This window comes from Ferrovibrio sp. GW821-FHT12D07 (assembly GCF_058807275.1).
On the sequence record NZ_JBXAQN010000002.1, the window covers coordinates 421,208 to 442,376 of the forward strand.

Genomic DNA, 21,169 nt, shown 5'->3' on the forward strand with positions numbered 1-21,169 from the left:
CCAGTCGCCCAAGACGTCCCAGGGGACCCTATGAACCTTCTCGTTATCGGAAATGGCGGGCGTGAGCATGCCCTGTGCTGGGCTCTCTCCGCCTCCCCGCTGGTCAACAAGCTGATCTGCGCGCCCGGCAACGCCGGCATCGCCCAGGTCGCCCGCCTCGCCCCCGTCGATCCGCTGGACCGCGACGCGGTGCTGAAGCTTTGCCGTGACGAGCATATCGATTTCGTTGTGGTCGGCCCGGAAGCCCCGCTGGTGATTGGCCTGGTCGACTATCTGGAAGCCGCCGGATTTGCCTGCTTCGGACCGACCGCCGCCGCGGCCCGGCTGGAAGGCTCGAAAGGCTTCACCAAGGATATCTGCGCCAAATATGGCATTCCCACCGCCGCCTATGGCCGCTTCAAGGATGCCGCATCCTCCGAAGCCTTCATCCGCAAGCAGGGCGCGCCGATCGTGGTGAAGGCTGATGGCCTCGCCGCCGGCAAGGGCGTCACCGTGGCGATGACGCTGGACGAAGCGCTGGAAGCGAATACTGCGCTGTTCGCCGTACCTGGCGCCGAAGTGGTGATCGAGGAATTCCTGGAAGGTGAGGAAGTCAGCTTCTTCGCGCTGGTCGACGGCAAGAACGCGTTGGCGCTGGCCTCGGCCCAGGATCACAAACGCGTGGGCGACGGCGACACCGGCCCGAATACCGGCGGCATGGGCGCCTATTCGCCCGCCCCCGTGCTGACGCCGGCCCTGCAACAGGAGGTGATGCAGCGGATCATCCTCCCCACCGTCGATGCCATGATCAAGGAAGGTGCCCCCTTCAAGGGCGTGCTGTTCGCCGGCCTGATGATCACCAAGACCGGGCCTCAGCTGATCGAATACAATACTCGCTTCGGCGACCCTGAATGCCAGACGCTGATGCTGCGCCTGAAATCTGACCTGCTGCCGGCGCTGATGGCGTCGCGCGACGGCGTGCTGAAGGATTTCGACCTGCGCTGGAAGGACGAGACCGCGCTCTGCGTCGTGATGGCCGGGGAAGGCTATCCGGGCGAGCCGCGCAAAGGAACTGTCATCGAAGGTCTTGATGCCGCTACGGCCGAGGCGGAAACCAGTGTCTTCCATGCCGGTACCGTGGCACGCGCCGATGGCGCGATTCTCGCCAATGGCGGCCGCGTACTGGGCGTCTGCGGCGTGGGCAAGACCATCGGCGCCGCGCAGGCTCGCGCCTATGCCGCCGTGGACCGCATCCGCTGGCCCGAGGGCTTCTGCCGCAGGGACATCGGCTGGCGGGCCATCGCCCGCGAGAAGAACTGACCGCAGACCAACAATAACAACAGCATCTGCCCGGGTTTCATAGGCGGTTGCATCCCCCTGTCCCGCTTGTCTATCGTAGGACCCGAGCGCGCGTATCGACGCTCCAAAGACAAGAGGAAACAGGTATGAGCGATCAGGACCGCTTCGTCGGCACCATGCCGGTGCAGGAGCGCCACAAGTTCGATGAAGGCGCGCTGGAAACCTGGCTGAAGGCGAATGTGGCTGACTATCGCGGTCCGCTCACGATCCACCAATTCAAGGGTGGCCAGTCGAACCCTACCTTCATGCTGATCACGCCGGCAAAGAAATACGTGCTGCGTCGCAAGCCGCCGGGCAAGCTGCTGCCATCCGCCCATGCCGTCGACCGCGAATATCGCGTGATCACCGCACTGGGCCAGACCGATGTGCCGGTCGCCCGTACCTATGGCCTGTGCGAAGACGACAGCGTGATCGGCACAGCCTTCTATGTGATGGACTGCGTCGAGGGCCGCATCTTCTGGGACCAGCGACTGCCCGAGCAGACTCGCGAGGAACGCGCCGGCATTTTCGATGCGATGAACCGCACCATCGCCGCCCTCCACAAGGTCGATTACAACGCCATCGGGCTGGGTGATTACGGCAAGCCCAGCGATTATTTTGCCCGCCAGATCGCGCGTTGGAGCAAGCAATACAAGGCGTCCGAGACGGAATCCATTCCGGCCATGGATAGTCTGATCGAATGGCTGCCCGCGAATATTCCGCCCGGCGAAGAGACCAGCATCGTCCATGGCGACTACCGCATGGACAACATGATCTTCCATCCGACCGAACCGCGCGTGATCGCGGTACTGGACTGGGAGCTGTCGACGCTGGGCCATCCGCTCGGCGATTTCAGCTACCACCTGATGTCCTGGCGTCTGGCGCCGGAAACCTTCCGCGGTGTTGCCGGCATCGATTTCGCCGGGCTGGGGATTCCGACTGAACAGGAATATCTCGCCGCCTACTGCAAGCGCACGGGCCGCGACAGCATTCCACATCTCGACTTCTACATGGCCTATAACATGTTCCGGATTGCCGGTATCCTGCAGGGCATCATGGGACGAGTGAAAGACGGCACTGCCGCCAGCCAGCATGCGATCGAATCCGGCAAACGCGCCCGGCCGATTGCCGAACAGGCATGGGCGCTGGTGCAGAGGATGACGGGGAGCAAATAGGGCATGGCGACAGCCGACCTTACCCCCGTACAACCGCAACACCGGTTCGACGAGGCTAGGTTGGCGGCCTACATCGCCAAACATCTGCCCGCGTTCAAGGCGCCGCTGACCGTTCAGCAGTTCAAGGGGGCGGCCGTCAATCCCGCCTTCATGCTGCACAGCCCCGGCCGCAACGCCATCCTGCGCAAACGCCTGCAGCCTCGTAAAGGCTCCACCCTCGCCGCCTCCATCGAGCGCGATTTCAGTCTGCTGAAGGGCCTGCATGCCTCCGGCATGCCGATTGGCGCGCCACTGCATGTCTGCACCGATGACAAGGTGATCGGCACGCCCTTCTATCTTCTGGACTATGTGCCCGGCCGACATTTCCGCGATCCGAACCTGCCCGGCATGGACGCCAAGCAGCGCCAGGCGCATTACGAGGCGATGGCCGACACACTGGCCCGCGTGCATGCCCTGCTGCCTGCCCAGACCGGCCTGCCGGCCAATGGCAGCGGAATGGACTATCTGACCCGCCAGGTTGCCGCCCTCATCGAGCAGTACCGCACCAACCAGACCGAAGAGATCAGCGCCATGGAACGGCTGCTGGCCTGGATGCCCGATCATGTGCCGGCCGACAACATCACCAGCCTGATGCATGGCAACTTCCGTCTCGACAGCCTGACCTTCCATCCCAGCGAGCCGCGTGTGGTGGCGATCCATGACTGGGACCTGGCGCTGATCGGCCATCCGCTGGCCGATCTGGCAATCAACTGCATGCCCTGGCGTGTCACCATTCCAGGTATGGGCAGCCTGCAGGGCATCGACTTCATGGAAACCGGCATTCCGGGCGAACCCGATTACATCGCCGCCTATTGCCGATGCAGCGCGCGCCAGGACATCCCGCACTGGAATTTCTATGTGGCCTTCGCGCTGATGCGCGTCGCCGTGACCGCGCAGGGCATTATCAAGCGCAACCAAGGTAAGCCCGGAACGGAAACCGTGACGAAAGCCTATGTCGCGCTGATGCGATCTGTCTCCAACCAGGCCTGGACGCTGGTGGATGGCGATGAGGAATAGCCACGGCGCAGAATAGAAAAGGGCGCCCCGCTTCCGGGGCGCCCTTTTCCTTACCAATGGATGCCTTACATCCAGAACGGCGGGACGCCGTAATAGTCATGAACCTTGCGGCCCCAGCTCTCGTCTTCCCAGTTCAGCCGTTCATCGGTGCCGTAGTTCGGCGCGCCTTCCAGCTTCTTCTTGTCCAGGTTGACGACATAGCCGCCCTGCTTGTTGTCATACTTCAGCATGCTCCAGGGCAGCGGATGATGCCGATCACCGATTCCCAGAAAACCGCCAAAGGACATATCGGCATAGGCGACCTTACCGGTCGTCTTGTCGATCATGACGTTGTTGATCGATCCCAGCTTGTCGCCGGACGGATTGTAGACGGTGGTACCTTCGACCTTGTCGGCCGAGATGAGGCGGTCAGCCATGGTGTTTCCTCCATCGTAAAACTGCCAAAAAATCGAACCGGGACAGGCAGTTCGTCCCGTATGACAGGGTAACGGAAGCTCAGGTGGAGGGTTCCGGGCGAGCATGGGCTTTTATGACCGCAGCCGCGTTTGTTTCAGCCACAGAGCGGTCGCATAAAATCTAGGGAACCTTGTAACCGGTCCGTCATTTGGCATGGGAGCAATGCAGTCGTCAGCGGCGGCTGCCAGAGGCAGGAAATCGGGCCGTTTTGGCCGATCAGTCTGGGGCGCCAGCGGGCACGTCGCCGCGGCGAGTGGGAATGGAAAAGCGCGACAAGGACCTGATTGAAGCATCCAATGCCGGCACCATGAGTTCGGCCCCGTCGGACTATGCCGACGACTTCACTTCCGAGAAGGTGCAAACTCCCGAAAGCCGCCATTTCAATGAGTGGCTCGATCGTGCCCTGCCGCTGCTCCAGCGACAGCTCGCCGATCTCGGGATCATCAATATCACAGCTGCAAAAGCCGACTCAAAGCACTGATAACTCACAGGATTTTCTGAGTTTTCAGGCTTTTTTGGTCCCAGCTTTATCACAGCATGTCCCAGCCTTGTCGCTGGCTGCAAATCGCCCCGGCGACCATCCTCTGTGTCAGAGACGACCCACTGTTAAGCCAGTCATTTCTGTACACACATAAGAGGACGATCCCCATGACCGACAATATTCACGGCCTCCTGCTGGATACCCTCCCCTCCCTCAAAGCCTTTTCCATCATGCTGACCCGCGATCGCCAGTGGGCTGAAGACCTGACCCAGGAAACCGCGCTGCGTGTTCTGGCGAAGTCCGAGCAATTTCAGCCGGGCACCAATTTCAAGGCCTGGGCCTTCACCATCATGCGCCATCAGCATATCGACCAGGCCCGCCGCCGCCGCCGCGAAGCCACCACCTTTGGCGACAACACCGCCATCGAGAACCTGATGGCCGTCAAGGCGCCGCAGGAAGACAGCCTGGTGCTGGGCGAGCTGATGACCGCCATCGGCAAGCTGAACAAGGCCCAGCGCGAAACGCTGGTCCTGGTGGTCGGTAACGGCCTGTCCTACGAGGAAGCCGCCAAGGTCTGCGGTTGCCCGATCGGCACCATCCGCAGCCGCCTCGCCCGCGCCCGCCAGGAGCTGGAGCGCATGATGATGGGCGAAGAGACTGAGCCCCGCTCTGCCGACAGCACCCGCGAGGAGCGTCTGGCCGAACTGCACCACTAAGTGCTATCCTACAAACACGAATGGCGGCAGGAGCAATCCTGCCGCCATTTTTGTGTCGGCTATTCCCGTAAAGTCGTTCAGCCTTCCAGGCCGCGGAACGCCCGCAGCGCGAAATCGGCAGCGCGACCGAAGATCGCCGCCTTCCAGGCCGGTGTATCGGTGTAGAAGGCGTCACGGATTTTCTGCTTCAGGGCCGGCGCCAACGGACTGTTCTTGTCACCGCGTGCATGCAGCCAGTGATCGCCGCGCAGCGCATCCGTCACCAACTGCCAGGGCTGGGTGCCGTATTCAAGCGCGATGGTCGTCACCTCGATCGATTTCGGCAGCGCCAGGAAAGCTTCCGGCACCGTGCCGGTGACGCGCGCCGAGGTCGAGCTGCCGTCATTCGGGTTGGTCACTTCCGGGCCGAACACGGTGCGGGCGCGATCATAAAGGCTCTTGTCATCCGGGCCGACATAGATCGGCTCGCCATAGCCCGTGGGCCCGAGACCGGTATGGAAATCGATGCTGATCAGACGCTTCGTGCCGACAGGCACATGCTCTTTGAGAATCCGCCGGAAGGTGTCATTCGACCAGGTCGGTTTCTGACCGCCGAAGAACAGGCCGTCCGGGCGTGAATACTGACCGCCCGACATCGCGGACTGGAAAGCGAAGGCACCATGCTTCTGCTGGTAGGCGAGGATCGCCTGATCAGCGGCGGCGCGGCCTTGACCTTCCCAGTGCGGCGGCAGCAGCAGGTCATGCACCTCTTCATAGGCCGTATTGACCGGCAGCGGCTTGCTGAAATCCTGGAAGTTGCGGTTCAGGTCGACATTGTCTTCCGTCACACGCCGGATATGGGCGAAGCCATAGGGATTGATCGCATGGATCATCACCGCCCTGGTCTTCGCCGGCATGGCGTCGAACAGCTTGTCCCTGAAATGACCGATCTGCGCACCGGAGCCGCAAAACCCTTCGGCGCCATGCGTGCCGGAGATGGTGAGATACACGCCCTGTGCGTCGGCCGGACCGAGGCAGGCCACATCCGTGGTCAGCGTCTCGCCATTCGGACCCTTGGCATTGGGATTTTCGTAGGTCGTCAGGGTTGCCCCCACCGCCTTCGCCTCGGCCCGGAACTTGTCGCGGGCCTCGGCATAGGTGGCGGAGAAGTAGGACTCAACAGTCATGGGGAGGCTCTTGATTTTGTGGTCGTCAGATAGGGTTAGTTCCAGCGCTCCAGCTCGAGACGGCCGATCTGGTTGCGATGCACTTCATCCGGACCGTCGGCAAAGCGCAGGGTGCGAGCCTGCGCATAAGCCGAAGCCAGGCCGAAATCGTTGGACACACCCGCCGCGCCATGCACCTGCATGGCCCAGTCGATCACCTGACAGGCCATAATCGGCGCCGCCACCTTGATCATGGCGATTTCCTTGCGGGCCGCCTTGTTGCCCACGGTGTCCATCTTCCAGGCCGCATGCAACGTCAGGAAGCGAGCCTGGTCGATCATGATGCGGGCATCAGCGATACGCTCCAGCGTCACCGTCTGGTCCGCCACCGGCTTGCCGAAGGCGACACGGCTCTTGGCGCGCTTGCACATCTTCTCCAGCGCGCGCTCGGCCTGGCCGATCAGACGCATGCAGTGATGGATACGGCCCGGGCCGAGACGACCCTGCGCGATCTCGAAACCGCGGCCCTCACCCAGCAGCATGTTGGATGCCGGCACGCGGACATTCTCGAAGGTGACTTCGCCATGGCCATGCGGTGCATCGTCATAGCCAAAGACCGGCAGCATGCGCAGCACCTTGACGCCTAGCGCATCGCGCGGCACCAGGATCATCGACTGCTGCAGATACTTGTTCGGATTCTTGGAATCCGACTTGCCCATGAAGATCAGAATCTTGCAGCGCGGATCACCGATGCCCGAGGTCCACCACTTGCGGCCGTTGATCACATAGGAGTCGCCGTCCTTGCGGATTTCGGACTCGATATTGGTGGCGTCAGACGAGGCAACCGCCGGCTCGGTCATCGCGAAGGCCGAGCGAATCTTGCCGGCCAGCAGCGGCTCCAGCCACTCCTTCTTGTGTTCTTCGGTGCCGTAACGCTCCAGCACTTCCATATTGCCGGTATCGGGCGCCGAGCAGTTGAACACTTCAGGCGCCCAATGCACGCGGCCCATGATCTCGCAGAGCGTGGCATATTCGTGGTTCTTGAGGCCGGCGCCGCGCTTGCTCTCAGGCAGGAACAGGTTCCACAGGCCCTGCGCCTTCGCCTTTTCCTTCAGCTCTTCCACCACGGCGGTCGGCTGCCAGCGGTCGCCCTTGTCCACTTCCTCATGGAAGCGGTGCTCGTTCGGATACACATGGTCGTCCATGAAGCGGGCGACACGGTCCTGCAGGTCTTTCACCTTGTCAGAGAATTCGAAGTCCATTGTTTCCATCCCATTTGATAGTGAACCGATAGCGGTAGGCCGAGGAGTGTATGCCTCGTCGGCGGCTCCGGCTAGGGACTAGCGGCGGGTGGAAAAAAAGCTGCGCAACAGTGCCGCGGCCTCGGTCTCGGCGATGCCGCCGTAGATGTCGGGTCGATGATGACAGGTGGGCTGCGCGAAGAAGCGCGCGCCATGCGCCACGCCGCCGCCCTTGGGGTCCTCGGCGCCGTAATACAGCCGCCGCAGCCGGGCAAAGCTGATCGCGCCGGCGCACATGGTGCAGGGCTCCAGGGTGACGTAGAGGTCGCAACCGCTTAACCGCTCCGCCCCCAGAATCGCAGCGGCCCGCCGGATCGCCAGGACCTCGGCATGGGCAGTGGGGTCGTTCAGCGCCCGGGTCTCGTTGCCGGCCCGGGAAACCAATGCGCCAGTGGTCCCATCGACGATCACCGCACCGATCGGCACTTCGCCGCGAGCCTCCGCGGCCCGGGCTTCCTCCAAGGCGATGTCCATGGGGCTGGACGGGCTCAGGGGCTGGCTCATGGGCCGGAGCCTGCTGGAGCGGCCCTCTCTCGTCAAGCAAGCCACCCCTACTCAAGCAGGCCGAGGCGGCCTATAAAGCCTTATGACCAAGCCCAAATCCGCCCAGTCATCCCTCCGGGGCCCGCTGATCGGCATCACCCTCGATTCGGAAGAGCCCGGCGGCTATTCGAAATTCCCCTGGTATGCCCTGCGGCAGAATTACTGCTCGGCGGTGACCGCCACCGGCGGCGTACCACTGGTGTTGCCCCATGAGCCCGAGGCCGTGGACAGCTATCTCGACCTGCTGGATGGCCTGATCGTCACCGGCGGGAATTTCGACGTCGACCCGGCCCTGTTCGGCGCCGCCACCCGGCATGACACGGTCAAGCTGAAGGGCGCGCGCACCCAGTTCGAATGGGCCATCACCAAGGGCATGCTGGATCGTGACAAGCCGGTCTTCGGCATCTGCGGCGGCCAGCAGCTGCTGAACGTGGTGTTGGGCGGCACGCTGATCCAGCACATCCCCGACAGCGTCAAAGAACCGCTGCCCCATGAACAGCCCAATCCGCGTGACCAGGCCGGCCATCCGGTGAAAGTCAGCGCCGATACCCTGCTGCGCCGGATCGTCGGCACCGATGAACTGCCGGTCAACTCGGCGCATCACCAGGCCGTCGAAAAGGTTGCGCCCGGCGCAATCTGCGACGCCATCGCGCCCGATGGCGTGATCGAGGGCATCGAGCATCCGGGCTATCGCTTCTGCCTCGGCGTGCAATGGCATCCGGAATTTTTCATCAGCGACGGCGATCGCAAATTGTTCAGCGCCTTCATCGAGGCCTGCCGCCAATGAGTGACGAAGTCGAAACCGACAAGGGCGAACGCATTGCCAAGCGACTGGCGCGCGCCGGCATCTGCTCGCGCCGCGACGCCGAGCGCTGGATCGCCGAAGGGCGCGTCAGCGTCAACGGCAAGAAGCTCGATACGCCGGCCTTTCTGGTCACTGACAGCGACGAGATCCGTGTCGATGGCAAGCCGCTGGCCGGGCCGGAGAAAACCCGACTGTGGCTCTATCACAAGCCGCGCGGCCTGATGACCACGCACAAGGACCCGCAGGGTCGCCCCACCGTGTTCGAGAACCTGCCACCGGGCCTGCCGCGCGTGATCTCGGTCGGCCGCCTCGATTTCAATTCCGAAGGTCTGCTGCTACTCACCAATGACGGTGAGCTGGCGCGGCGGTTGGAACTGCCGACCACCGGCTGGTTGCGGCGCTATCGCGTGCGCGTCAACGGCCTGCCGCACAAGCAGCATCTGGCTGAACTGCAGGAGGGCGTCACCATCGAGGGCGTCACCTACGGCGCGATCACCGCCAACGTCGAGCGCAGCCAGGGTGACAACGCCTGGCTGGTTGTCGGTCTGCGCGAGGGCAAGAATCGCGAGGTGCGCCGCGTGATGGAGCATCTGGGGCATCAGGTCAGCCGCCTGATCCGCACTGCCTACGGCCCCTTCCAGCTCGGCACCATCGAGCCCGGCAAGGTCAAGGAAGTGCCCGGCAAGGTCCTGAAAGAGCAGCTTGGCGGCGCCAACAAGGAAGCGCGGCCCGTGCTGAAGGCTGCGCCCAAGAAGAAAGCCTGACATGCGGGTGGTTGGCGGCACGCATCGCGGCCGTCCGCTGGCGGCGCCACCCGAGCGCACCACACGGCCGACCACGGACCGGGTACGCGAATCCCTGTTCAACATTTTGGCCCATTCGCCGTTGCTGCTGAATGCCGCCGGAGAAACGCGCGTGGGAGGCGGCATTATGCTGGATGCCTTCGCCGGTAGCGGGGCACTCAGCTTCGAAGCACTGTCGCGCGGAGCGCAGCGGGCCTTCCTATTCGAAAGCGACGTGGAAGCCCGCCGCGTGATCCTGCGCAACGCGCAGACGCTGAAACTCGATGCCCAGGTCACACTGCGTGGCAATGACGTGCTCAATCCGGGCCCGGCAATGGCAGCGGCCGACCTGGTTTTCCTCGACCCGCCCTATCGCACCGATCTGGGCAGCCGCGCGCTGCAAGCACTGAGTGCGACCGGCTGGCTGAAGCCCGATGCGCTGGCGGTGGTGGAAAGCGCCAAGGACGAAGCGCCCTTCCCGGTTCTGGAGGGCTTCACACTGATCGACAGCCGCCAGCAGGGACCGGCGCGCCTGACATTTCTGCTGCGCGGCTGAGCCTCACCACATCGACGCTTTGGCGCGCTCCGGCCATTCGCGGTCATAGACCTCGCCACCCACCCGACCCTTGCTGAGATCGGCCAGGATCTCGCCGGCCGTCGGCAGGCTTTTCGGGTCGACATACAGGGCGGGATTCCACAGCTCCGAGCGGATCAATGCCCGGGCGCATTGGAAATACACGGCATCGACCTTCAGCACGATCACCGAGCGCGGCGGCTTTCCATCCATCTTGAAGCTATCCAGCAGTGCCGGATCGGTATCCAGATGGCCACGGCCGTTGATGCGAAGCGTATTGCCAACACCGGGAATCATGAACAGCAGGCCGACGCGCGGATCACGGACGATATTGCGCAAGCTATCGACGCGATTGTTGCCCCGGCGATCCGGCATCATCAGCGTCTTGTCATCATGGATGCGGACAAAACCGGCACGATCGCCGCGCGGCGAGCAGTCCAGACCTTCCGGACCGGATGTCGCCAGCGCCACATAAGGCGAGGCCTCGATATATTGCCGATAGACTGGCGCGATGTAATCGATTTCCTTGGCAGTCGATGCCTCGGTCGGCACGCCATACAGCGTCTCGAGGTCTTCGACGGTCTTTATGATGGTCATGATGGCATCCCGGGCTAGAGCGGTGGATGACGGATGCCGTTTTCTGCCACGGGATTTCTGGAAATGCCACCGATCATCGCAACGGTGATCGGGAAAAGATCAATGGCACCGGCACTATAGTGCACAATGCGTCAACCGACGCGATCGGGATTCAGTCTTTTCAGAAGATCGAAATGCCGCGACACGCCTAGCTTGCGATACAGGCCACGCTGCTGGGTCCGGATGGTATGGACACTGAGGCCGGTCTGGCGCGCCACTTCTTTCGGCGGCAGACCATCAACAAGATAACGCGCCAGTCGCGCCTCTGCAGCCGTCAGTTGATAGGTCTGAATATGATCAACCAACCCACCGCTCTCATCCGCCTCCGGATCGAGAATACGTAAAGCGGCAACGATGGCGTTCTGTTCCGTAAAGCGATTCTGCACCACGACCGGCACAATCTGGATCGTATAGGGTGCGCGACCGGATGGCCGACTGATGGAAGCGTTGGTTTTGATCGGCAGTGCGGTGGTGAGACCCGAGCAGGCAATCGCATTACCGATCAGTTTCTCGATCGAAACAGTGCTTTCCCACCCTCCGGCCACGATCCGGCCAGCCTTGTAGTACAATCCGTCCATTGCCGCAAAAATTTGGCGGGCCGTATCGTTCATCATCACGATGGTGCCATCGCTGTCGAAATAGATGACGCCCGCCACCTGTTCATCGCCATGGAACAGCGTGCGCTCTAACGGCGCATAAACCTGCGAGAAAGCATCCCGCATGCGATAGGAAGTTGCGAGATGGGGCAACACCCGATTCAGCGCAGCGACCTGCGTAGGCATGAAAGGTTCAGCTTCGGCAGACCGGTAGAATCGCGCATACCCGACCCAGCCTGCTTCATGATAAAAGCCGCCGATCATGATGTGCTGCCAGCTCACATCCTCGCGCCACTCGCGAATATAAGCGCCGACCTCAGGGCTAACCGGCTCGGATGGTTGGCTGCCGCAGAAAGACTGGTTGATATTCTCCGGCTGCAACAACGGCGCAAAAAACGGATCCAGCTTCCAGTAGTGTTTGTCGTAGCTACTGATGAGGGCGTAGTTGTCGGAATCGGGATGGATACCGTGAACATACCGGAAGGCCAGCTTGCCATGATCAACATGGCGCATGGCCAGACACGCACCCTCTGCGCCCAACTGACGGGTCAAGGACGCGAGCCCACGCTGCAACAGAGCGTCGTCGCGCAAGAAGCCCAGATAAAACGGTTCGACAAGCTTTGAAAGCGTGTCGATATCCAAGGCGCTGGATATCATTTCTATGAATTCCGGCCGTATGTCACATCCGGGCGTTCTGCACCGGACTTAAGGTGTATGCAGCTTATATTAACCATACGGGCCCGGGAATACTCCCAACAGGCTAACCATCAACAACATTCCTGTGATCAGTCCTGCGTGCCGTAGGCAACAACCTCGCGGAAGACCCGATCAAGGGCCTCGCCCTGGGCGCATAGCAACTCATCTTCCAGATCGACCAATCGGCGCGCCTGCTTGAGTGCTTTGAAATATTCCGCGCGCGCGACCATGACACCCAGGTTGAGGATGAAGGGCCCGAAGCTCGGCGCTGCCTCGGCAAAAGCCATGCAGGCGGCCTTGAAACGCGGGTAATACGCCGCGAATTGATCTTCGTGCAGATAAATCTGCTGGCAGAGATAATAGATGGTCTTGCCGGCGGTATCGGCTTCGTCCTCGGTGAGGCTGTCCCGCTGGCGCAGGAACGTGGCCTTGCTTTCGAGGATGATCCCTGACGATTTGGTCAGGTGCATCACGGTGTTGTTAAGGACGAATTTCTCGCCGGCCTTGATGTCGATGCGTAGTGGCATTTTGCTAGAACGGAGGGCAGCTGCTGATCAACTGCCCTCCGCCTCCTGTTCTAGGATTGAAGGGCTGGGCTTAATCCGCGACTTAGCGGAACAGGCTCAGCATGGTGTTGGGCTGCTGGTTGGCGATCGACAGCGCCTGGATGTTCAGCTGCTGGCGAACCTGCAGGGCCTGCAGATTGGCGCTTTCCGCCGCGACATCCGCGTCGACCAGTGCGCCGAGACCTTTCTTCGCCGCATCGACCAGGTCGTCGGTGAAGTTCTTCTGCAGGGTAATCGCGCGCCCAGAGGCCGCGATCGACGCCATGGCGTTGTTCACCGCGGTTTCCAGGGTCGTCAGTCCGGTGTTGGCAGTGGTAAAGGTAGCGCCAGAACCGGCAACAGCAGGGATAGCATCGAAGACACCGATAGCGGCTTCGATATCCACGGCCGTCAGCGTCAGAGTGCCGCCTGCCGTGTCGGCCACGAAGCTGGCGCTGGCGCCGCCGGTGTTGATCAGGTTCTTGCCGTTGAAGTTGGCCTGATCCGCATAGGAGGTCATGGTGGTGACCAGATTCTGCACGTCCGCATTGTAGATCGCGCGCTGTTCCGTGCTGATGCTGTCGCTGCCGAGCAGGGCAAGCTTGGCGCGGATTTCACCGATGGTATCGGAAATGCCCTTCAGCGCCGCATTGGTCACCTGGGCAAGGCCTTCACCGCCGGCCAGAGACGTCTGCACCGAAGCCTTGGCCTTGATGTCGCCGCGGATACCCTGGGCAACCGAGAAGACGGCGGCGTCATCCTGCGCATCGGCCACCCGGAAGCCGGTCTGAACGCGCTTGGACGTGACATCGAGGTCTTTGTTGACGCCGCGCAGCGACGAGAGGGCGATAATGGCGCCGACGTTGGTATTTACGGAATTACCCATGGTGATTTCCTTTCTGGAGTTTCACAGGGCTCTGTCTGAGCCCACGCCCCGGTGATCGGGACGCCTCCGTTATCCGCACTTTGGAGATGCGGAAAAATCGCCATGCTTGAGTATCTGTGTATGCCTTTAATACCGAAGCCTGCTTAACCCACAGAGGGTAATTAGGACAAACGGCAAAGCGCACCGGCGTTTCGATCAAAAGCCGCGGCGTGATTTAAGAGTTTTGCAATAAACGAAACGTCAGCGCCGGCCGAAGAGTTTCTCGATATCGGCGAGCTTCAGCTCGACATAGGTCGGGCGACCATGATTGCACTGCCCCGAATGCGGGGTCGCTTCCATCTGACGCAGCAACGCGTTCATCTCGTCCAGCGTCAGGCGACGCCCAGCCCTCACGCTGCCGTGACAGGCCATGGTCCCGCAGACCTCTTCCAGCTTTTCCTTCAGCGGCAGCACGGAATCATATTCGGCGATGGCATCGGCCAGATCCCGGACCAGGTTCTGCACGGCAACGTCGCCCAGCAGCGCCGGCACCTCGCGCACCACGACGGCGCCCGTGCCGAAACCTTCCAGTACCAGCCCCAATTCACCGAGCTCGGCGGCGCGCGACGACAGCCGGGTGGCTTCGGCTTCGCTCAGCTCGACCACCTCAGGCAGCAGCAGCGCCTGCCGCGGCACGCGGCCGGCTTCCAGATTGACCTTCATCCGTTCGTAGACCAGACGTTCGTGCGCGGCATGCTGGTCAACCACCACAATGCCGTCAGACGTCTGCGCCACGATATAGGTCTCATGCACCTGGGCGCGCGCCGCGCCCAACGGATAGGCCTGCAACTGCACCGGCGAAACAGCAGCGGCCTCATCACCACGGGCGCCGGGCTGCAGGCCGTCATCCGCAGCCGGCTGCGTCATGCCATCACGCGAGAAGTCGCCCTGTGGCGCGTTATACAGCGCCGCTGCCTCGGCCAGACCAGGTACGGAACTGGGGCGCAGATTGTCATAGCCGCGCCAGCGCGAATTGTTGCCGAACGGCAGCACAGGGGTCGGCGCACCCTGCGGACGCAGGGCACCCAGGGCAGCCTGCGATACTGTTGTGCTGGCGCGATGGCCGGCCTCGGCCAACGCATGGCGCAGCGCACCGACGATCAACCCTCGCACCAGCCCGGGGTCGCGGAACCGCACTTCGGCCTTGGCCGGGTGCACGTTGACATCGACCTGCTCGGCCGGCACCTCAAGGAACAGCGCCACCACCGGATGACGGTCATGGCTGAGGAAATCGGCATAGGCGCCCTTCACGGCGCCGACAAACAGCTTGTCCCGCACCGGGCGGCCGTTGACGAAAAGATACTGATGCTGGGCATTGCCGCGATTATAGGTCGGCAGACCGGCATGACCGGTCAGCTTGATGCCTTCGCGTTCGGCTTCGATCTGCACCGCATTGTCGGCGAAGTCGCGCCCTAGGATCTGTTCCAGCCGGCCCAGGCGACGAGCGAACAGTTCGCCCTGCACGGCATCAGCGCGGAAACTGGTGCGGCCATCCTGTTGCAGGGTGAAAGCGATGCCGGCATGGGCCATCGCCAGGCGTTTCACGATCTCCTGCACGGCCAGGTCTTCGGCGCGGTCGGATTTTAGGAATTTCAGGCGCGCCGGCACGGCATAGAACAGGTCGCGCACTTCGATGCGCGTGCCGGGACCGGCAGCAGCCGGCTTCGGATTGCTGACCGCCCCACCCTCGACTTCGATGGCCCAGGCACTGTCATTGTCCACCGGGCGCGACACGATATTCAGCCGTGCCACTGCACCGATGGAGGGCAGCGCTTCACCACGAAAGCCGAGCCAGCGGATATCCAGCAGGTCATCGCCCGGCAGCTTGGAGGTCGCATGGCGCTCCACAGCGACCGGCAGCTCGTCACGCCCCATGCCCTTGCCGTCATCGCTGATACTGATCAGCGTGCGGCCACCGGCTGCGGTCGCGACATCGATCCGCTTTGCACCGGCATCGATGGCATTCTCCATCAGCTCCTTCACGGCGGAGGCCGGCCGTTCGACCACCTCGCCGGCGGCAATGCGGTTGACCAGGGTTTCCGGCAGGCGGCGAATGGTCATCGTCAGCCTCCCAGACCAGCCGGCTGACCGACAACGACAACCAGATAGTCATCGCGCGCAAAAAGACGCTGCGCCACGCGGCGGATGTCATCCTGTGTCACGGCGCGGATCAGGTTCGGATACGCGTCAATGTAGTCGGCCGGCAGGCCGGTATTCTGGATCGCCACCAACATGCCGGCAATGGCGGCATTGGACGACAGTCGCAACGGGAAAGACCCGGTCATGAAGGATTTCGCGGCCTCCAGTTCGGCATCGGTGATGCCATCCTTGGCCACGCGGGCCAGTTCGGCACGCACCAGCTTCAGGGCCTCGCCCACCTGCGCATTGCTGGTGGCCAGCGAACCGGCAACCAGCGAGGTCGCCTTGTAGGGTGCGAGCTGCGTGCTGACCGAATAGACCAGGCCGCGTTTTTCGCGCACCTCTTCAAACAGTCGCGAGGCCATGCCGCCGGCACCGACCACTTGGTTCAGCACGGTGGCCGCATACCAATCGGCATCTTCCCGCGCGATGCCCGGCGCGCCGAAGATCACGATGCTTTGCGGATTGGGAAACGGGATCACCACCGGCGCAGCCGCAGTCTGCGGCACCACCGGCGGCGGCAGCACGACCTGCGGCTCGGCCGGCAGAGTCCCGAAGCTGGCATCGACCAGACGCATCAGATCCGCGGCCGAGATGTCGCCTACCGCGCCGATCACCAGATTGCGCCGGGCCAACAGGGCCTGCGTAAAGCCGGCCAGCTGCGGCTTGCCGATCTGCTCCAGACTTTCGGTCGTGGCCGAGGAGCGCCGGCCATAGGCGTGGCTACCATAGGCGAGTTGAGCAAAGCGCTCACCGGCCAGCGCATTGGGATTCTGCCGGCTGCGTTCATAGGCGACCCGCGCCTGTGCCTTCACACGGCCAAGCGGTTCCTCATCGAAGCGCGGCGCCGTCATCGCCAGCTTGAGCAGCTCGAAGGCGCGGTCGCGATGCTGGATCAGGCTACGCAGGCTGACGCTGGTGTAGTCGCGGTCGGCGCTGAAATCGATGCTGATAGCCTTTTCCTGCATCGCCACCTGATAGGCATCGGCATCGAGGGTGCCCGCACCTTCGGTGAGCAGACCCATGGCCAGATTGGCCAACCCCTCCTGCCCGACCGGATCACTGGACGACCCGCCGCGCCAGGAAGCCTGCAGTGCCAGCATCGGGATCGCCGGCTCGCGCACCAGCCAGACGGTGATGCCCATCGGCGTCTTGAGCTGCTCGATCTTCGGACCGGCCCAGGCCGTCGCCGACAGAGTCAGCGCAAGAATGACGGCCAAATTGCGCAGTGATGCCAGCATCGCCATCACCCCTCAGCTTTGCTGCTTGGGCAGCAGATGGCCGGTCACCGACCGGCGGATGTCGAATACATATTTCGCCGCCGCCAGCACCTGCTCACGCGTCACGGCATCAACCAGCTTCGGCCAGGCCTCGACATCTTCCACTGTCAGGCCGGTGGTCAGCGCAACCCCGAACACACGGGCTGCACCCGAAAGGCTGTCGCGGGCGTAGACGGTTTCCGCCTGCATGCCGGTCTTGGCAAGCTGCATCTCGTCCGCCGTCACGCCATCAGCCAGCACCGCGGCGATCACGCCATCCAGCGCCGCCTCCACGTCTTCCAGCTTGCGGCCGTTTTTCGGCGACGCGCTGAAGCCGAAGGTCGACTGGTCCAGCGACAGGGCGGAATACCACGACCCGGCCGACACCGCCGGGCCATCGCCCTGCACCAGTGCCTTGTGCAGGCGACCGGTGGGCGCATTGAGGATTTCGGACAGCACCGCCAGCGGCACAGCATGCTGCTTTTCACCGGCCGTGCGGCTGGGCGCCAGATAGCTGCGGCGCATGCTGGGCTGCGACACGCGCGGATCGCTCATGCTGAGGCGACGCGCGGCCAGCTGGTTTGGCTCCTGCGGGCGGAAGCGCGCCGGCACCGGGCGCATCGGGATCAGGCCGTAGTATTTCTCGGCCAGACGCTTGAGCTCCGGCAACGTCACATCACCGGCCACGATCAGGATCGCGTTGTTGGGGGCATAATGGGTGCGATAGAAAGTCATCGCGTCATCCAGGGTCAGCCGCAGGATTTCCTGCGGCCAGCCGATCACCGGACGGCCATAGGGATGACTCAGATACTGAGCCGCATCGAGCTGCTCGCCGAATAATGCACCGGGGCTGTTGTCGGTACGGCTGAGGCGTTCCTCCATCACGACTTGCAGTTCCGGCTTGGCATCGGCCTCACGCGGCTGCAGCTGGCTCATGCGCTCGGATTCCATGCGCATCACCAGTTCGAGGCGATCCTTGGCGATGGTCTGGAAGTAACCGGTGTAATCCGACGAGGTGAAGGCATTGTCGCGCCCGCCCTCCCGCGAGACGATCTTGGAGAATTCGCCAGGCGGCACACCGGGCGTGCCCTTGAACATCAGATGCTCGAGATAATGCGCCACGCCCGACACGCCGGGCTGTTCATCGGCGGCGCCGACGCGATACCACACCATGTGATGAACGATGGGCGCGCGGTGATCCTCGATCAGAATCACCTGCATGCCGTTTTCCAGCATGAACTGGCTCGGGCGGAAAACCTGGGCCCGGCTGTCGCCGCCCCATCCTGCACTACCGGCAATCAGCGCGGCGGACAGGGCAACGATCAGTCGATGCAGCAACGGAAGTCTCCGTTCAGAAAATACCCTCGAGCGGGCCGCGCTCACGGCGCTTGATCACTGGTACATCGCCAGAGGTCACCGGTTTGCCGGTGGCGGCGTTCTCACGCAGACGCTGGGTTTCCTTGGTCGGATCCAGGGCTACGCCCGGCTGCGGCGCGGGCTGCCAGAACATCAGGCGATCGACCAGGTTACGGTCGCGTTCGGCCAGCTGGGTGAATTCGTCGTTCACCTTGCGGCGAATATCGGGGTCTGCATTGCTGGCGCGGGCCTGTTGCAGCAGGACCGCCTCTCCGGGCGAACGCGGCTGCTGGGCACCGGCGGCGCGGTTCAGCGGGGTGAGCTGGCCGGCGGCATCCGTGCTGGTGCCCGACAGAGCGGCGGCGGCGCGATCGCGCGCCTGCACTTCATTGGGGCGCGGGGCGCCCGGCTCGGGCGGACGCAGGCCGAATTCCGGCGGCAGCACGAGTGGCGCCTTGGTGACCACAACGAATTCGTCCGGGCTTTTCTTGTTGAGGCCGAGCGCATCGCGGGTGCTGCTGCAGCCGGCGAGAACGACGGGCAGCGCCAGGACAGCCACGATCATGGATACACGGGCTATCGACGGGCACCGGCCGGCCTTGTTCGGTCGGGTCATGACGGACGATCCTTCTCAAATTCGGAGCCGGGATTTTACCTCTGCCGCCACCCCCCGCACAAGGGCGGCCGAAGCCCGGCATATGGCGGAAAACCGCCCGATCACGCCTCCGCGACGATCCGGACCGGGAGGCGAATCGTCGCCACCGTGCCCTCGTCCTCGCGGCTGTCGATCTCCAGCGTACCGCCATGCAATTCAACGAATTTCCGGCTGATCGCCAACCCCAGACCAGTGCCCTCGCTGCGGCGGCGCACATTGGGGTCGCCCTGCCAGAAGGGCTCGAAAATCCGCGACAGGTCTTCCGGACGGATACCGACGCCGGTATCGCGCACGGTAATCACCACATTGCCATCGCCATCCCGGCCGCCACCCAGTTCGACCTGGCCGCCCGAAGGCGTGAACTTGATGGCATTGGACAGCAGGTTCAGCATCACCTGCTTGATCGCGCGCGCATCGATCTGCAACGGCGGCAGCGTATCAGGGAAACTGTCGACCAGTTCAATATCGGCTTCCTGCGCGCGGCCTTTCACGATGGTCAGGCAGTCGCCGATCACACTGGGCAGGAAACATTCCTCCAGCGACAGCTCGTACCGGCCGGCCTCGATCTTCGACATGTCGAGAATATCGTTGATGACATGCAGCAGATGCCGCGCGCTCATCACGATGTCTTCTGCGTAATCGAAATAGCGGTCGGAATTGGCGCCCCACATGCGCAGCGTGATCACCTCGGCAAAACCGATGATGGCGTTCAGCGGCGTGCGCAGTTCATGGCTCATATTGGCCAGGAATTCCGACTTAGCCCGGTTCGCCGCGATGGCATGCTCGCGCTCGCGGGCATAAGACGAGGCTAGACGCTCCATATCCTCTGCCTGCAGGCGCAGGCGGCTGTTGGCTTCGTCCAGCGCCTTTTCCGCCTGTTTGCGCTCGCTGATGTCCAGCGTGATCGACAGGATGCCATTGGGCTGACCGGTGCGATCGTGCAGTGGCACCTTGTTTTCCAACATGGTGAGCTGACGACCATCGGACAACCGCACGCTGCGCTCGCGATTCAACACGGCGCGACCGGTACTCAGAACACTCTCCTCCATCGCGCGGCCGAAAGTCATGAAATCCTCACGATCTTCGGGCGCGATACCAACCAGCGGCAGATCGTCGATCCGGTGGCCGACAATCTGTTCCGGCGTCATGGCAAAGGTTTCCGCGACCTGACGATTGATCAGCACATAACGGCCTTCGGTATCCTTCACGCTGATCGGCGCCGGTGTCGCGTCCAGCACGGTGCGCAACAATTCGCGGCTGCGCTCCACCTCGGCCAGATAATCGGCACCGGCATGCAGGATCGCGTTGACGCGCGCGGCCAGCAGGCCGAACTCATCATTCTGGTGGTTCTTCGGCACGATGATCCGGGTCTCTTCCGGCCGGCGCGGATCGGCATTCTCGATTTGCGCCACCAGATTGAGCAGCGGCCGCGTCAACGTGAAATAGAACATCACCGCCAGGATCACGGCGAGAATGAAATTGCGCACGAAACCGGTCAGGATCACCACCCAGGTCTTGCCCAGGATGCTGCGCGCCAGCAGCGTGCCGTCGACCGCGACCCGCATTTCACCAACCAGATCCTGATCCCGCGGGCCATACAGCGGCCGGGTCAGCACCTCATCGCCGCTGGGCAGCAGTGCGGCAAGCCCGCTGGGCGGCGTGACGCTGTGCGCGCGCTCCTGCATGGCCATGCGACGGCCATAGTTGTCATAGATTTCGGCGCGCCAGATCGGCTGATACAATAACAGGCCGCTGACCACGCGCGCCGCCAGCTGTTCATCCAGCGCATAGGCGGCCTGGGAAGCCGCGTCGTTCAGCATGTCCATCACCTGGGCGACGGTGGATTCACGCTGGTTCACTTCGTTGCGGATATCGAGCGCGAGCTGGAAGATGCTGGAGAGAAAACCCAGCACCAGCACAGCGATGACCGTCGCTTTGACCTGCTTGGCGGAAAGCTGATGGCGGACCGGGGCATGCGGACGGGATTGCGTCATGTCCGACCTGCCCCGGT

21 protein-coding genes are annotated in these 21,169 nt (G+C 62.9%); 8 read left to right on the top strand and 13 right to left on the bottom strand.

Annotation, left to right across the window (positions count from 1 at the left end; all coding sequences use genetic code 11):
* Nucleotides 1-30: 30 nt before the first annotated feature.
* The 3 genes from purD (at nucleotide 31) to AC1RRE_RS13860 (ending at nucleotide 3,548) form a co-directional block, all read left to right on the top strand.
* Nucleotides 31-1,299: a phosphoribosylamine--glycine ligase gene (purD, locus tag AC1RRE_RS13850; protein ID WP_492981772.1), complete on the top strand. Its 1,269-nt coding sequence runs from the start codon at nucleotides 31-33 to the stop codon at nucleotides 1,297-1,299.
* Between the two features lie 125 nt (nucleotides 1,300-1,424).
* Nucleotides 1,425-2,492 carry a phosphotransferase gene (locus tag AC1RRE_RS13855; RefSeq protein ID WP_492981773.1) on the top strand — a complete coding sequence of 356 codons (1,068 nt, stop codon included), beginning with the start codon at nucleotides 1,425-1,427 and terminating at the stop codon, nucleotides 2,490-2,492.
* Between the two features lie 3 nt (nucleotides 2,493-2,495).
* Nucleotides 2,496-3,548, top strand: coding sequence for a phosphotransferase family protein (locus tag AC1RRE_RS13860; RefSeq protein ID WP_492981774.1), 1,053 nt, complete (start codon nucleotides 2,496-2,498; stop codon nucleotides 3,546-3,548).
* A gap of 65 nt (nucleotides 3,549-3,613) precedes the next feature.
* Here AC1RRE_RS13860 and AC1RRE_RS13865 read toward each other — a convergent pair whose 3' ends face one another.
* Nucleotides 3,614-3,964: a PRC-barrel domain-containing protein gene (locus tag AC1RRE_RS13865; protein WP_492981775.1), complete on the bottom strand. Its 351-nt coding sequence runs from the start codon at nucleotides 3,962-3,964 to the stop codon at nucleotides 3,614-3,616.
* A 299-nt stretch (nucleotides 3,965-4,263) separates the two neighbouring features.
* Between AC1RRE_RS13865 and AC1RRE_RS13870 the strand changes: the two genes are divergently transcribed.
* Both AC1RRE_RS13870 and AC1RRE_RS13875 read left to right on the top strand, forming a co-directional pair.
* Entirely contained in the window at nucleotides 4,264-4,485 is a 222-nt protein-coding gene (locus AC1RRE_RS13870) for a hypothetical protein (protein WP_492981776.1), read from the top strand.
* A gap of 167 nt (nucleotides 4,486-4,652) precedes the next feature.
* Complete coding sequence (locus AC1RRE_RS13875) at nucleotides 4,653-5,201, top strand: sigma-70 family RNA polymerase sigma factor (RefSeq protein ID WP_492981777.1); 549 nt, start codon at nucleotides 4,653-4,655, stop codon at nucleotides 5,199-5,201.
* A gap of 77 nt (nucleotides 5,202-5,278) precedes the next feature.
* Here AC1RRE_RS13875 and AC1RRE_RS13880 read toward each other — a convergent pair whose 3' ends face one another.
* The 3 genes from AC1RRE_RS13880 to AC1RRE_RS13890 form a co-directional block, all read right to left on the bottom strand.
* Nucleotides 5,279-6,367, bottom strand: coding sequence for a M14 family metallopeptidase (locus tag AC1RRE_RS13880; RefSeq protein ID WP_492981778.1), 1,089 nt, complete (start codon nucleotides 6,365-6,367; stop codon nucleotides 5,279-5,281).
* Between the two features lie 35 nt (nucleotides 6,368-6,402).
* On the bottom strand, nucleotides 6,403-7,608 hold the full coding sequence (locus tag AC1RRE_RS13885) for an acyl-CoA dehydrogenase family protein (RefSeq protein WP_492981779.1): 1,206 nt from the start codon (nucleotides 7,606-7,608) through the stop codon (nucleotides 6,403-6,405).
* Between the two features lie 78 nt (nucleotides 7,609-7,686).
* Nucleotides 7,687-8,151, bottom strand: coding sequence for a nucleoside deaminase (locus tag AC1RRE_RS13890; protein WP_492981780.1), 465 nt, complete (start codon nucleotides 8,149-8,151; stop codon nucleotides 7,687-7,689).
* A gap of 82 nt (nucleotides 8,152-8,233) precedes the next feature.
* Here AC1RRE_RS13890 and AC1RRE_RS13895 point away from each other — a divergent pair, with 82 nt between their 5' ends.
* Genes AC1RRE_RS13895 through rsmD form a run of 3 tightly spaced genes read left to right on the top strand, consistent with a single transcriptional unit; the run spans nucleotide 8,234 to nucleotide 10,333 of the window.
* A complete protein-coding gene (locus AC1RRE_RS13895) occupies nucleotides 8,234-8,977 on the top strand; it encodes a gamma-glutamyl-gamma-aminobutyrate hydrolase family protein (protein WP_492981781.1) in 744 nt (247 codons plus the stop codon).
* Complete coding sequence (locus tag AC1RRE_RS13900; RefSeq protein WP_492981782.1) at nucleotides 8,974-9,759, top strand: pseudouridine synthase; 786 nt, start codon at nucleotides 8,974-8,976, stop codon at nucleotides 9,757-9,759. Before AC1RRE_RS13895 ends, AC1RRE_RS13900 begins: the two co-directional genes overlap by 4 nt.
* Nucleotide 9,760: 1 nt before the next feature.
* The gene (gene rsmD / locus AC1RRE_RS13905) at nucleotides 9,761-10,333 is read left to right on the top strand and encodes a 16S rRNA (guanine(966)-N(2))-methyltransferase RsmD (protein ID WP_492981783.1); all 573 of its coding nucleotides are present in this window, start codon (nucleotides 9,761-9,763) and stop codon (nucleotides 10,331-10,333) included.
* A 3-nt stretch (nucleotides 10,334-10,336) separates the two neighbouring features.
* Here the strand turns inward: rsmD and AC1RRE_RS13910 are convergent, their stop codons facing one another.
* The 9 genes from AC1RRE_RS13910 to AC1RRE_RS13950 all read right to left on the bottom strand — a co-directional run bounded on the left by AC1RRE_RS13910 (nucleotide 10,337) and on the right by AC1RRE_RS13950 (nucleotide 21,152).
* A complete protein-coding gene (locus AC1RRE_RS13910; RefSeq protein WP_492981784.1) occupies nucleotides 10,337-10,948 on the bottom strand; it encodes a pyridoxamine 5'-phosphate oxidase family protein in 612 nt (203 codons plus the stop codon).
* Nucleotides 10,949-11,079: 131 nt separating this feature from the next.
* Entirely contained in the window at nucleotides 11,080-12,225 is a 1,146-nt protein-coding gene (locus tag AC1RRE_RS13915; RefSeq protein ID WP_492981785.1) for a helix-turn-helix transcriptional regulator, read from the bottom strand.
* Nucleotides 12,226-12,368: 143 nt separating this feature from the next.
* On the bottom strand, nucleotides 12,369-12,806 hold the full coding sequence (locus AC1RRE_RS13920) for a flagellar biosynthesis repressor FlbT (protein WP_492981786.1): 438 nt from the start codon (nucleotides 12,804-12,806) through the stop codon (nucleotides 12,369-12,371).
* Nucleotides 12,807-12,888: 82 nt separating this feature from the next.
* Complete coding sequence (locus AC1RRE_RS13925; protein WP_492981787.1) at nucleotides 12,889-13,710, bottom strand: flagellin; 822 nt, start codon at nucleotides 13,708-13,710, stop codon at nucleotides 12,889-12,891.
* Nucleotides 13,711-13,950: 240 nt separating this feature from the next.
* Nucleotides 13,951-15,810, bottom strand: coding sequence for a DNA mismatch repair endonuclease MutL (gene mutL / locus AC1RRE_RS13930; protein ID WP_492981788.1), 1,860 nt, complete (start codon nucleotides 15,808-15,810; stop codon nucleotides 13,951-13,953).
* A gap of 2 nt (nucleotides 15,811-15,812) precedes the next feature.
* A complete protein-coding gene (locus AC1RRE_RS13935) occupies nucleotides 15,813-17,129 on the bottom strand; it encodes a M16 family metallopeptidase (RefSeq protein ID WP_492981789.1) in 1,317 nt (438 codons plus the stop codon).
* 12 nt (nucleotides 17,130-17,141) lie between these two features.
* Nucleotides 17,142-18,485: a M16 family metallopeptidase gene (locus AC1RRE_RS13940; protein ID WP_492981790.1), complete on the bottom strand. Its 1,344-nt coding sequence runs from the start codon at nucleotides 18,483-18,485 to the stop codon at nucleotides 17,142-17,144.
* A 13-nt stretch (nucleotides 18,486-18,498) separates the two neighbouring features.
* Entirely contained in the window at nucleotides 18,499-19,119 is a 621-nt protein-coding gene (locus tag AC1RRE_RS13945) for a DUF3035 domain-containing protein (RefSeq protein WP_492981791.1), read from the bottom strand.
* 101 nt (nucleotides 19,120-19,220) lie between these two features.
* Nucleotides 19,221-21,152 (bottom strand): PAS domain-containing sensor histidine kinase, encoded by a 1,932-nt coding sequence (locus AC1RRE_RS13950; RefSeq protein ID WP_492981792.1) that lies wholly within the window; start codon nucleotides 21,150-21,152, stop codon nucleotides 19,221-19,223.
* Nucleotides 21,153-21,169 lie beyond the last annotated feature (17 nt).